The sequence below is a fragment of the Nocardiopsis sp. CC223A genome, from assembly GCF_030766825.1.
Lineage (GTDB): Bacteria > Actinomycetota > Actinomycetes > Streptosporangiales > Streptosporangiaceae > Nocardiopsis.
In genome coordinates this window covers 39,271-51,606 of the sequence record NZ_JASFDV010000021.1, presented here as the reverse complement: position 1 = coordinate 51,606, position 12,336 = coordinate 39,271, and the positions used below count along the sequence as shown (strand labels likewise).

Sequence of the window (12,336 nt, the reverse complement as noted above, 5' to 3'; positions counted from 1 at the left end):
GTTCACCGTCCGGTCTCGACCATGTGGTGGGGTGCGACCTCGGTGTCGAAGGTGCGGGCCACGCGCAGGTCGTCGTTGTAGTCGATCTCGTGGACCCGTCCGGTGTGCACGTCGTTGACGTAGGCCCGGGAGGTGTCCACCTGGAGGGTCGGGGGGTGTTCGGCGTCGACCTGTTCCAGGAGGTCGGTGCGGGCCCGTTCCCCGCCGGTGGCGGGGTCCAGGGCGTGCAGGGCCCCGTCCTCGGTGAGGGCGAGCACGGAGGCGCCCTCGCCGACCGCCGTCACGGTGACGACGCCGGGCAGCTCCCAGTGGTCCCAGCGCCGTTCGACGAGGTCGAGCACGAGGACGGTGTCCGGAGCGGGGACCGCCGCCAGGGCCGCGGCCCCGGGCCGGTGGTGGAACCGTGTGACGGCGGCGTCGGCCGGCAGGCCGTCGGGGTGGGGGAGGGGTTCGGCGGTGAGGGCGCCGTCGTCCTCGGTGATCACGAGCGCGCCGTCCGCGCAGCCCAGGACCAGGCCGCGGCGGGTGACGGCCCAGGCGCGGGGGTCGGCGCACTCCTCGTCCAGGGTCTCCACGGGGTCGCCCTCCCGGTCCAGGACGTGCACGGGGCCGTCCTCGGCCACGATCAGCCGCTCGGCGTAGGGGACGGTCAGACCGGTCGTGGCCGGGACGGCGGCGGTGGCGGCGTCCCCGTCCTCCAGAGCGGGCCGGTCCAGCAGGGCGACGGTGCCGTCGGTGCCGTTCAGGGCGGTGAGGGCGGTGTCGGTCGCCGCGCCCGCGGCGGTGGCTCCCGGGACGGTCCCGGCCGGGCGGATCTCCGCCCGGTAGTAGTGGTAGTGGTCGCCGTGGTCCACGGTCCAGGCGCCGCTGTCGACGACGGAGGTCGTCCGCTGGTCGGATGACGTCAGGTACGCGAACCGCCCGTCGCCGGTGATCCCGTCGACGGCGCCGACCGGGTCCAGCAGGGTGGACTCCTCGGTGATCAGGTCCAGGACCTGGATCCGGCCCTCGTCGTCGGCCAGGACCAGTCGCGACTGGGGCTCGGCGGTCTCCTCGGCACCCTCGACGTAGCCGTGCGGGGTCGGCTCGGCGTCCGGGGCCGGCTCCTCCTGCGGGGCGGGGCCGCATCCGGCGAGCAGCGCTGCGGCGAGCAGCCCGGCGCCCGAGGCCGGAAGCCGCCCTGTGCGGTGGGTGCGGGTCATGACGCGGTCGACCTTTCGTTCGTGTGCAGGGGCGCGCGGGGACCGTCGGCGGGGGGAGTGGGGCCGGTGCCGGAGCGGAACCGGGACAGGGCGGCCGAACAGAAGAAGAGGGCGACGGCGGTGGCCGAGATGCTGGCGCCGGCCGCGGTGCCCCAGTGCCAGGAGACGAGCAGGCCGACGAAGGTGGAGGTGCTGCCCAGTACGGCGGCGCCGGCCATGATCGCGGGGATGCTCCTGGCCCAGATCGCGGCGGCGGCCGGAGGGGCGATGAGCAGGCCGAAGACGAGCAGGGTGCCGACCACGTGGAACGAGGCGACCACCGCCAGGGTGATGAGCCCGAGCATGGCGGCGTGTGCGGCCCGGGGGGCCAGGCCCAGGGTCGTGGCCTTGCGCGGGTCGAAGGCCAGTGCGGTGAAGGAGCGGTGGCCCAGCGCCGCGACGGGGAGGGCCACCAGGAGGGCCAGGGCGAGCAGGACCAGGTCCTGTTCCCGCACGGCGAGGACGTCGCCGAAGAGGAAGCCGGTGAGGTCGACGGCGAAGGACCCGGAGTGGGAGACGATGATCACCCCCGCCGAGAGCATCCCGACGAAGAGCAGGCCGATGCTCGTGTCCTGGGACAGGCGCGCCGAGCGGTTCAGTGCGGTGACCCCCAGCGCCATCCCGGCCGCGGCCAGGGCCGCGCCGATGAACAGGTTGCCGCCCAGCAGTGCGGCCAGGGCGACCCCGGGGAGCATCCCGTGGGACATCGCGTCACCGAGGAAGGCCATCCCGCGCAGGACCACCCAGGTTCCGGACGGCGCGCAGATGAGCGAGACGAGGACGCCTCCCCACAGGGCGCGTTGGACGAAGACCACCTCGAAGGGGGCGAATAGGGCTTCCATGTCGGGCACTCTATAATGAAAACCGTTTTCATTACCAAATCGGAGGTGGGCATGGCCTCGGACGGGACCGGCACGGCACGGGTGCCGGCGGTCGAACTGTCGGACGTGTACGCGGGCCACGGCGGCCGCGACGTCCTGCGCGGCGTCACCCTGGCGCTCCCCGCCGGGACGGTGACCGCACTGGTGGGGGCCAACGGCTCGGGCAAGTCCACCCTGCTGTCCGTCATGGCCGGGGTCCTGGCCCCGCGTTCGGGGGGTGTGACCCTGGGCACGCCGCGCCGCCCCGCCCTCGTGGTGCAGCGCAGTGCGGTCTCCGACGCACTGCCCGTCACCGCGCGGGAGACCGTGGAGATGGGCAGGTGGGGGCTGCGGGGGCCGTGGCGCCGGTTGACCCGCCGGGACCGGGAAGAGGTCGGGGCGTGCATGGAGCGATTGGGGGTCGCCGACCTGGCCCGGCGCAGACTGGGGGAGCTGTCCGGCGGGCAGCGCCAGCGGGTCCTGCTGGCCCAGGGGCTGGCCCAGGAGGCGGACCTGCTCCTGCTCGACGAGCCCGCCACCGGCCTGGACGCGGATTCCCGTGCCCGCATCGGGGCGGTGCTGGACCAGGAGCGTGCGCGCGGTGTCACCGTCGTGCACGCCACGCACTCCGAGCGGGAGGCCGCCCGCGCCGACCGCGTCCTGCGCATGGAGGAAGGGCTGCCCCGGGAGGTCGACGGAGGTCCCACCGGAAGGTGAGGCGCGGGTCAAGCTTTCCCCGGTCCGGCCCCACGGAGGTTCCCCGCGGGGGTGTCCTCTGATCGACTGGTCTTCTAGGCGACCGGCCCGTCGTGCGGCCGTGAACGGTGCTGCGGCGGGCCGGTGCGGAACCGACGCAACCCCTGGGGGAGAGATGGCGACGCGACATCTCGTACACGAGGACCACGCCCACGACCACGGTGCCTCCTGCGGGCACGTGGCGGTGCCCCACCGGGAGCACGTGGACTACGTGCACGACGGGCACCTGCACCACGGTCACGACGGCCACTGGGACGAGTGCGAGCACGAGGGGCACGCCGTCCACGAGGACCACGAGCACCGACACGGGGAGGGGTGCGGGCACGTGGCGGTGCCCCACCAGGGGCACGTGGACTACGTGCACGACGGGCACTTGCACCGCGAGCACGAGGGCCACTGGGACGAGCACTCCAGCGGTTCCTGACCGGAACGCGGGTCCGGGCGGGTCCACGGGGGCGGAACACCTGTTCCGCCCCCTTCCGCGTGCCCGGGACGGCGGTCCGGCGGGCGGCGGGTCCGTCCCGGTTCGCGGCGGTCTATACTCATGAAACGAAAACGGTTTTCATTATCGCAAATGGTCGGGGCGCACCCCCTCCCGGCCGCCCGCGCCCCCGCGGCCAGAGAGGAAATCCCCCGACCCATCAGCACGCGCAGCCCGCACCGCGCCGGGCTCCCGGCACCCCCGACCCGGACCGCCCGGCCGGGGCGGCGCGGGTTCCCCGCCGCCCTCCTCCTGGCGATCGCGCTCATGGCCGTGATCCTGGCCTCGGCCGCCACCGGCGCGGTCCTGGCCGGCGGCGGGCCCGCGGACCTGGCGGCACCGGCGGCCGCCACCCTGCTGGCCGTGGCCGTCCGGTCGGCCGCCTCGTGGCTGGAGACCTGGCTCTCGCACGACCTGAGCTTCCGGGTGCTGGCCCGGGTGCGGCTGTGGGTGTACGACGCCCTGGCCCGGCTCGCCCCCGCAGGGCTCTCCCGCCGCCGCTCCGGCGACCTGCTCACCTCCGCCCTGTCCGACGCCGAGGCGCCGGAGATCTTCTACGCCCACTCCTCCATCTACACGCTCAGCGCCTGGGCGGCCACCCCGCTGCTGTGGGTCGCGCTGGCCGCGGTGAGCCCTCCGGCCGCTCTGCTCACGGCCCCCGTCCTGCTCCTGTCCGTCGCCCTCACCCTGGTCGCCCGGCGGTGGGCGCGCCCCCAGGGCGAGCGCATCCGCACCGCGCTGGCCGACCTGGGCGGGGAGGTCGCCGAGAACACCGGGGCCGTCCGCGAGATCGTCGGCTACGGGCTGGTGACCCACCGGGCCGAGCGGACGGCCGCCCTGGACGACCGGCTGCTCACCGCCCAGTTCCGCAACGCCCGCCGCTCGGGGGCCGAGACCGCCGTGCTGGGCGCCATCGCCCTGCTGGCGGCGGTGGCCACCGCCGCGGCCGCCGCCTGGCAGTTGGAGCGCGGCACGCTCGCCCCAGGGGCGGTGCCCTTCGCGATCGGGTCGGCCACCATGGCGACCGCCCCGATCCTGCACTGGGCGGCGATGACCCGCCACTACGGCACCACCGGCGAGGCCGCGGCGCGGATCGGCGCGCTGCTGACCGCGCGCCCGCCGGTCGCCGCCCACGGCGACCTGGCCGCACCGCCCGAGGAGGAGGGCGGGCGGGTCCGGGCCGACGGGGTGGCCTTCCGGTGGAGCGACGTCGATCCGCAGGCGTCCTCCCGCCCGGCCCTGCGGGACCTGACCGTGCACGTCCGGCCCGGGGAGCACATCGCGATCGCCGGGCGGTCGGGGTCGGGCAAGTCCACGTTCGCGCAGGTCCTGGCCCGGTGTGTGGACCCGGGGCAGGGCCGGGTGGAGGTCGGCGGCGCGCCCCTGCCCCGCTACACCCGTTCGGCGCTGCCGGGGGTGGTGTCGCTGCTGCCCCAGGACGTGCCCCTGTTCCGGGAGACGGTGCGCGACAACCTGCTGCTGGCCACCGACGACGACCTCGACGACACCGACCTGTGGCGGGTGCTGGCGGCGGCACGGGTGGACGACGTGGTCCGGCGGCTGCCGGAGGGCCTGGACACCGTGCTCGCCGACAACGGCCGCTCCCTGTCCGGCGGCGAGCGCCAGCGGCCGGCCCCGGCCCGCACCCTGCTGAACCCGGCGCGGGTGCTGATCCTGGACGAGGCCGTCAGCCGGCTCGACGCGGTCGGCGAACACGACGTCCGGGAGGCGATCGCCGCCGCCCGGGCGGGCCGCACCACCATCACCATCGCGCACCGCCTGACCACCTGGTGCACGCCGAACGGATCATCGTCCTGGACGCGGGCACGCCGGTGGGCGACGGCACCCACGCCGACCTGATCCGGGACTGCCCCGCCTACCGGGGCCTGGTCGCCCCCCAGATGGACGCCCTGGGCCGAGCGGCGCCTTGCGGAAGGTGCCGGAATTCCCGTCCCGAAAACGATCTGCGCCTTTTCCGCAAGGGGCTTTCGGCCCAGGTCTCCCGGGCGTGCCCCCCGGCCGAGGGCGCGGATCGGAACCTCGTCCGGGAACGCGGTGTGGGAACACGCGGGAAAGGCAAGGAATGGGGGAGCGGGGCCGTCGGCCCCGCCGCGGGCGCATCGGTTCCCGGCCGATCGATCGCGATTCGGACGACGGGACGACTCCCCCGTGCCCGTGGACCTCCCGGGCGCCCGGGAGCGAAGGAAAGGCAGAAATGGAAGACCAGGGTCCGCGACCGTGTGTTCTCGATATCGAAGACCTGACCGTGCAGAACGGGAATTTCCGCACCGCCCTGTGGACGGGAGGGAATCTACAGGTCACCGTCATGTCCGTTGAGCCCGGCGATGACGTGGGGCTGGAGGTGCACGAGGACCGCGACCAGTTCCTGCGCATCGAGGCGGGCCTGGCCCGGGTGGAGATGGGCCCGGCCCGGGACGCCCTGGACCTCGTCCACAAGGCGGGCGACGGCTCTGCCGTGCTCGTCCCCGCCGGGACCTGGCACAACATCGTCAACGTGGGCGAGGTCCCGCTGAAGCTGTACTCGGTGTACGCCCCCGCCGAGCACCCGCACGGCACCGTCCACCGCACCTCACGGGACGACCCCCAGCACGCGGTGTGACCCGCGGCGGGTCCGGTCCCGGCGCGGGCGCCGCTCCGGCCTCCGACGACCGGTCAGCGCAGGGCGTCGGTGAGGGCGGACAGCAGGCGGTCGACGTCCTCCCCGGCCGTGTAGGGCGCCATGCCCACGCGCAGACCGGCGGTGTCGTCGACGCCCAGGCGGGCGAACGCCTCGTAGGCGTAGAAGCTCCCGGCGGGGGCCAGCACGTCGCGTCCGGCGAGGAACCGCGACACGTCGGCGCTGCGGCGGCCGGGGAAGGTCATGAACAGCGTCGGGGTGCGCTCGGCCGCCCGCGAGTGCACCCGCACCGCCCCGCCCAGCCCGGCCAGGGCCGCCTCGACCCTGTCGCGCAGCGCCGTCTCGTGCTCCTCCAGCAGCCGGCGGGCGGCGGCCAGCCGCCCGCGCCGGTCGCCGCCTTCGGGGGCCAGGTCGGCGAGCACGTCCACCGCCTCGGTGGCTCCGGCCATGATCTCGTAGGGCAGGGTGCCGTACTCGAACCGTTCGGGCACCGCGTCGGTGGAGGGCACCGGCTTGTCGGGGGCGATGGTCTCCAGCAGCGCCGGGTCCGCGGCCAGGACCGCGCAGTGCGGGCCCAGGAACTTATAGGGGGAGCACACGTAGAAGTCGGCGCCCAGCTCCCGCACGTCCACCACCGCGTGGGCGGCGTGGTGCACCCCGTCGACGTACACCAGGGCCCCCGCCTCGTGGGCGCGGTCGGCGATCGTCCGCACGGGGACCCGGGTGCCCAGCAGGTTGGCGGCGGCCCCGACGGCGACCAGCCGGGTGCGGCCGTTGACCACCGCGTCCAGGTCGGACAGGTCGGGCTCGGCGGTGGCCGGGTCGAAGTCGATCCACCGCACGGTCGCGCCGGCGCGTTCGGCGGCCTGCACCCAGGGGCGGACGTTGGAGTCGTGGTCCAGCCGGGTGACCACGACCTCGTCGCCGGGACCCCAGTCCTTGGACAGGTGGCGGGAGAAGTCGTAGGTGATCTGGGTGGCGCTGCGCCCGTACACGACGCCCTCGGGCGCGCACCCCAGCAGGTCGGCGTAGGCGCGGCGGAACGCCGCCACCGCCGCCTCGGCGTTGGCCTCCGAGGCCGCCGACACCCCCCGGTTGGACAGCGGCCCGGTGAGCGTGCGGGCGATCGCCTCCCCCACCCGTACGGGGGTCTGGGTGCCCCCGGGCCCGTCGAAGTGGGCGATCCCCGAACCCAGCGAGGGGAACTGCGCACGGAACGCGGTGAGGTCGAACGCCGCCATGGGACTCCTCCGTCGAATGCCTGCGGACCACCGACAGCATCGCACCGACCGCCCCCGCGGGCACCTGCGGGGGTGCGGCCGTAGGTGTGCGGACCGGGGCCGTACCCTGAACGACGTGGTCATACGAGATGTCCTTCCCGGTGCGGACCCGGGGTTCGACAACCGTCGGCTGCCCGTGTACGAGGCCGGGGAGATCGACGTGCCGTTCGTGGTGCGGGGCTCGGACGAGGTGATCGCCCGCGACACCTTCTGGGAGGAGCACGCCCACCCCACCCACGAGCTGCTGTGGAACGAGCGCGGCGCCTCCTCGGCGGCGGTGGGGGCCCGGGTGTGGACCATCACCCCGACCGTGGGCCTGTGGATCCCCGCCGGGGTGCGCCACAGCGGGTGGACGCCCGCCGGGACCTGGCACCGGGCGGCGCACTTCGGGGTGCACGCGGTGCCCGCGATCGCCGACCGGCCGGTGGCGGTGGAGGTCACGCCGCTGCTGCGGCTGCTGCTGGAGCGCCTGGACCACGAGGACCTGTCCGGGGACGAGCGCACCCGCACCGAGGCCATGGTGCTGGACCTGATCGCTCCCGCCCGCAACGAGATCCTGTTGCAGGTCCCCGAGTCCCCGCTGCTGGCCCCCATCGTGGCGGCGGTGCTGGAGAACCCCGCGGACACCACCACCCTGGCCGCGTGGGCGGCGAGGCTGGGGGTGAGCTCCCGCACCCTCACCCGGGCGTTCCGGGCCGAGACCGGGCTGGGCTTCAGCCGCTGGGTGACCACCGCGCGGGTGCGGCACGCGATCTCCCTGCTGTCGCACGGGGAGGACATCGAGGAGGTGGCGGTGCGCGTCGGCTACCACTCGGTGAGCGCGTTCGGCACGGCGTTCCGCCGTATCACGGGCACCAGCCCCGGCCGTTTCCGGGACCGGTGACGGCGATCCGGGGGACGGATGTCCGTTTCGCGACAAAGGCTGTCACATCTGCGTGATTGCGCGCCGGGTGAATGCACCCTAAGTTCGGTTAGGCAACCCTTATCTTCCGTTGTCGCGGGTGCCCCTGCCCTGCGACGACTCCCCGGCGAGCGGTGCGACCGCCGCCGGGGCGCGGTCCCCTGATCGGAAGGACACCATGTCCCGCGTTCTCACGCCCACCGCCGTCGCCGCGGCGGCCCTGCTCGCCCTCGGGCTCACCGCCTGCTCCTCCGACGAGCCCGCCGGGCCGGAGGGCGGGGCCTCCGGGGACTGGACCCCGATCACCATCGAGCACGCCCTGGGCACCACGGTCATCGAGTCCGAGCCGGAGCGGGTCGCCACCGTCAACTGGGCCAACCACGAGGTCCCCCTGGCCCTGGGCGTCGTCCCCGTGGGCATGGCCGCCGCCAACTTCGGCGACGACGACGGCGACGGCCTGCTGCCGTGGGTCTCCGAGAAGCTCGAAGAACTCGACGCCCAGACCCCCGTGCTGTTCGACGAGACCGACGGCATCGACTTCGAGGCGGTCGCCGACACCGAGCCCGACGTCATCCTGGCCGCCTACTCCGGCCTCACCCAGGACGACTACGACACCCTCAGCGAGATCGCCCCCGTCGTCGCCTACCCCGAGACCGCCTGGGGCACCCCCTGGCAGGACATGATCCGCTTCAACAGCCAGGCCATGGGCATGGCCGAGGAGGGCGAGGCGCTCGTCGCCGACCTGGAGGAGGAGATCGCCGCGGCCGCCGCGGAGCACCCCTCCCTGGAGGGCAAGGCGACGATGTTCCTCACCCACGTCGACACCTCCGACCTGAGCGAGGTCAGCTTCTACACCACCCACGACACCCGCGCCCTCTTCTTCGAGGACCTGGGCCTTTCCACCCCCGAGAGCGTCGCCACCGCCTCCGCCGAGACCGACGCGTTCTCCCTGACCCACAGCGCCGAACAGGCCGACGCCTTCAGCGACGTCGACATCATCGTCACCTACGGCGGCGACGAGCTCGTCGAGGCCCTGGAGGCCGACCCGCTGCTGTCCCAGATGCCCGCCGTCGAGAGCGGAGCCATCGTCGCCCTGCCCGGCACCGACCCCCTGGGCACCGCCGCCAACCCGACCCCGCTGGCCATCTCCTGGGTCCTGGACGACTACCTGTCGCTGCTGTCCGAGGCCGCCGACAAGGCCGAGTGACCGTGCACGACACCGCAGTGGTCGCGGGCGCCGCCGTGGTGCGGCGCCCCCGGCGCGCCAAGGCCCTGTGGCTGCTCCTGCTCATCGCGGTCCTCCTGGGGCTGATGTTCGCCTCGATCACCGTGGGCTCGCGCAGCGTTTCCTGGCCCGACATCGTCGCCGCCCTGGGCGGCGACACCGAGGGCTTCGGCCGGGCGGCCGTCGCCAAGCGCATCCCGCGCACCGTGCTCGCGGTGCTGGCCGGGGCCGCGCTGGGCCTGGCCGGGGCGGTCATGCAGGGCGTCACCCGCAACCCGCTGGCCGACCCCGGCATCCTGGGCGTCAACATGGGCGCCTCACTGGCCGTGGTGACCGGCATCGCCTACTTCGGGCTGGCCACGGCCACCGCCCAGATCCAGGTGGCGATCGCCGGGGCCGGGGCCACCGCCGTCGCCGTGTACGTCGTCGGCTCCCTGGGCCGGGGCGGCCCCACCCCCCTCAAGCTCGCGCTGGCCGGGGCGGCCACCTCGGCGGCCCTCGCGTCGTTCATCACCGCCGTGGCGCTGCCGCGCGGCGACATCGCCGAGAGCGTCCGCTCCTGGCAGATCGGCGGTGTGGGCGGCGGCACCTTCGACACCATCTCCCAGGTCCTGCCGTTCCTGGTGGTCGGCCTCCTGCTGTGCCTGCTGTCCGCACGCGGACTGGACCTGCTCGCCCTGGGCGACGAACTCGCCGCCGGGCTGGGCGCCCGGGTGGCCACCGCCCGCGCCACGGCCTCCCTGGGCGCCGTGATCCTGTGCGGGGCCTCCACCGCGGTCACCGGGCCCATCGCGTTCGTCGGCCTGGTGGTGCCGCACGCCTTCCGCATGCTCATCGGCGGCGACCACCGCTGGCTGCTGCCGTTCTCCGCGCTGGGCGGCGCGGCCCTGCTGACCGCCGCCGACGTGCTCGGCCGCATCGTCGCCCGGCCCGCCGAACTCGACGTCGGCATCGTGACCGCGCTCATCGGCGCCCCCGTCTTCATCTCCATCGTCCGCCGACACAAGGTCCGTGCACTGTGAGCGGTTCCGCCATCGACACCACCCGGTCCTCCGTCCCCGTCCCCGATGACGCCGTGGTGACGGCCGTCGCCCGGGGGCGGCGCGCCCGGGGGCGGCGGCGCCTCGTCGTCATCACCGTCCTGGGCGTCCTCATCGTCGCCGGGTTCGCCGTGACCCTCATGGTCGGGAGGACCTTCTACCCGCCCGCCGACGTGATCGGGGTGATCCTGGGCCGGGACGTGCCCGGCGCCTCGTTCACCGTCGGGCGGCTGCGGCTGCCCCGGGCCGTGCTGGCCGTGGTCACCGGGCTGGGCTTCGGCCTGGCCGGCGTCACCTTCCAGACCATGCTGCGCAACCCGCTGGCCAGCCCCGACATCATCGGCATCAGCGCCGGGGCCGGGGCGGGCGCCACCTTCGCGATCGTGGTGCTCTCCCTGGAGGGCGTCGGGGTGTCGGCGTTCGCCATCGTGTCCGGCCTGGGCGTGGCGCTGCTGGTGTACCTGCTGTCGTACCGCAACGGGGTGGCGGGCGGACGGCTGGTGCTGGTGGGCATCGGCATCGCGGCGATGCTCAACGGCATCATCGACCACATTCTGGACCGGGCCGCCCAGTGGGACCTCCAGGAGGCGCTGCGCTGGCTGACCGGCAGCCTCAACGGGGCCGACTGGGCGGCGGTCGTCCCCGCCGCGATCGCCTTGGCGGTCTTGGCCCCGGTGCTGCTGGCCCGGGGCGGGGACCTGGACGCGCTGCGGCTGGGCGACGACACCGCCGCGGCACTGGGGGTGCGGGTGGACCGTACCCGGCTGGTCCTCATCATCGCCGCGGTGGGGCTCATCGCGTTCGCGACCGCCGCCGCGGGGCCGATCGCGTTCGTGGCGTTCCTGTCCGGTCCGATCGCGGCCCGCCTGGTGGGCCCGGGCGGATCCCTGCTGCTGCCGTCCGCCCTGGTCGGCGCGCTGCTGGTGCTGGTGGCGGACTTCGCCGGCCAGTTCCTGCTCGGCACCCGCTACCCCGTCGGCGTCGTCACCGGCGTGCTGGGCGCGCCCTACCTCGTGTACCTGATCGTCCGCACCCACCGCGCGGGAGGCTCCCTGTGACCACGGCCCATTCGCTCCTCGTCGAGGACCTGACCCTGGGGTACCAGGACCGGGTCGTCATCGAGGCACTGGACCTGGTGGTGCCGCCGGGGCGCATCACCGTGATCGTCGGCGCCAACGCCTGCGGCAAGTCCACCCTGCTGCGGGCCATGTCGCGGCTGCTGTCGCCCCGGTCCGGACAGGTGCTGCTGGACGGTGAGAAGGTCCACCGGATGCCGTCCAAGCGGGTGGCCCGCACCCTGGGGCTGCTGCCGCAGTCGCCCATCGCACCGGAGGGGATCGCGGTGAGCGACCTGGTGGGCCGCGGCCGCCACCCCCACCAGGGGGTGTTCTCGCGGTGGACCCGCGAGGACGACGAGGCGGTGGCCGCCGCCCTGGAGGCCACCGGGACCCTGGATCTGGCCGACCGTCCGGTGGACGAGCTGTCCGGCGGACAGCGCCAGCGGGTGTGGATCGCGATGGCGCTGGCCCAGCGCACGGACCTGCTGCTGCTCGACGAGCCGACGACGTTCCTCGACGTCAGCCACCAGGTGGAGGTCCTGGACCTGCTCACCGACCTCAACCGGTCGCTGGGCACGACCATCGTGATGGTGCTGCACGACCTCAACCTGGCGGCCCGCTACGCCGACCACCTCATCGCCCTGGCCGACGGGAGGCTGCACGCCGCGGGCACCCCCGAGCAGGTGCTCACGCCCGAGACGGTGGAGGCGGTGTTCGGCCTGCGCAGCCGCATCATCACCGACCCGGTGTCGGGGAGGCCGCTGATGCTGCCCATCGGCCGCCACCACGACCCCTCCGCCGGCTGACCGGGGGCGGATGGCGGCCACCCCGACCAGGACCCCCGGAACCACCGAGA

Annotated in this window: 12 protein-coding genes; 9 read left to right on the top strand and 3 right to left on the bottom strand. The window is 74.4% G+C overall.

Features of this window, described 5'->3' with window-relative positions; translation table 11 throughout:
- Positions 1-2: 2 nt before the first annotated feature.
- Both QJS33_RS11225 and aztB read right to left on the bottom strand, forming a co-directional pair.
- Positions 3-1,202 carry an ABC transporter gene (locus tag QJS33_RS11225; RefSeq protein WP_306367853.1) on the bottom strand — a complete coding sequence of 400 codons (1,200 nt, stop codon included), beginning with the start codon at positions 1,200-1,202 and terminating at the stop codon, positions 3-5.
- Complete coding sequence (aztB, locus tag QJS33_RS11220) at positions 1,199-2,083, bottom strand: zinc ABC transporter permease AztB (protein ID WP_306367852.1); 885 nt, start codon at positions 2,081-2,083, stop codon at positions 1,199-1,201. Before aztB ends, QJS33_RS11225 begins: the two co-directional genes overlap by 4 nt.
- Before the next feature lie 51 nt (positions 2,084-2,134).
- Between aztB and aztA the strand changes: the two genes are divergently transcribed.
- The 4 genes from aztA to QJS33_RS11200 all read left to right on the top strand — a co-directional run bounded on the left by aztA (position 2,135) and on the right by QJS33_RS11200 (position 5,958).
- Positions 2,135-2,818: a zinc ABC transporter ATP-binding protein AztA gene (gene aztA / locus QJS33_RS11215; RefSeq protein ID WP_306367851.1), complete on the top strand. Its 684-nt coding sequence runs from the start codon at positions 2,135-2,137 to the stop codon at positions 2,816-2,818.
- 154 nt (positions 2,819-2,972) lie between these two features.
- The gene (locus QJS33_RS11210; RefSeq protein ID WP_306367850.1) at positions 2,973-3,281 is read left to right on the top strand and encodes a threonine dehydratase; all 309 of its coding nucleotides are present in this window, start codon (positions 2,973-2,975) and stop codon (positions 3,279-3,281) included.
- A 150-nt stretch (positions 3,282-3,431) separates the two neighbouring features.
- Complete coding sequence (locus QJS33_RS11205) at positions 3,432-5,198, top strand: ABC transporter ATP-binding protein (RefSeq protein WP_306367849.1); 1,767 nt, start codon at positions 3,432-3,434, stop codon at positions 5,196-5,198.
- Positions 5,199-5,421: 223 nt separating this feature from the next.
- On the top strand, positions 5,422-5,958 hold the full coding sequence (locus tag QJS33_RS11200; protein ID WP_306367848.1) for a cupin domain-containing protein: 537 nt from the start codon (positions 5,422-5,424) through the stop codon (positions 5,956-5,958).
- A 53-nt stretch (positions 5,959-6,011) separates the two neighbouring features.
- On the opposite strand, the gene QJS33_RS11195 is transcribed toward QJS33_RS11200, so the two are convergent.
- Entirely contained in the window at positions 6,012-7,217 is a 1,206-nt protein-coding gene (locus QJS33_RS11195) for a cysteine desulfurase-like protein (RefSeq protein ID WP_306367847.1), read from the bottom strand.
- A 115-nt stretch (positions 7,218-7,332) separates the two neighbouring features.
- Between QJS33_RS11195 and QJS33_RS11190 the strand changes: the two genes are divergently transcribed.
- The 5 genes from QJS33_RS11190 to QJS33_RS11170 all read left to right on the top strand — a co-directional run bounded on the left by QJS33_RS11190 (position 7,333) and on the right by QJS33_RS11170 (position 12,286).
- Positions 7,333-8,139, top strand: coding sequence for an AraC family transcriptional regulator (locus tag QJS33_RS11190; protein ID WP_306367846.1), 807 nt, complete (start codon positions 7,333-7,335; stop codon positions 8,137-8,139).
- Between the two features lie 196 nt (positions 8,140-8,335).
- Positions 8,336-9,364 (top strand): iron-siderophore ABC transporter substrate-binding protein, encoded by a 1,029-nt coding sequence (locus tag QJS33_RS11185; protein ID WP_306367845.1) that lies wholly within the window; start codon positions 8,336-8,338, stop codon positions 9,362-9,364.
- Positions 9,361-10,404: a FecCD family ABC transporter permease gene (locus tag QJS33_RS11180; RefSeq protein ID WP_372339639.1), complete on the top strand. Its 1,044-nt coding sequence runs from the start codon at positions 9,361-9,363 to the stop codon at positions 10,402-10,404. Before QJS33_RS11185 ends, QJS33_RS11180 begins: the two co-directional genes overlap by 4 nt.
- A gap of 11 nt (positions 10,405-10,415) precedes the next feature.
- Positions 10,416-11,480 (top strand): FecCD family ABC transporter permease, encoded by a 1,065-nt coding sequence (locus tag QJS33_RS11175; protein WP_372339641.1) that lies wholly within the window; start codon positions 10,416-10,418, stop codon positions 11,478-11,480.
- Complete coding sequence (locus tag QJS33_RS11170; RefSeq protein ID WP_306367843.1) at positions 11,477-12,286, top strand: ABC transporter ATP-binding protein; 810 nt, start codon at positions 11,477-11,479, stop codon at positions 12,284-12,286. The genes QJS33_RS11175 and QJS33_RS11170 overlap by 4 nt, the downstream gene beginning before the upstream one ends.
- Positions 12,287-12,336: the final 50 nt, after the last annotated feature.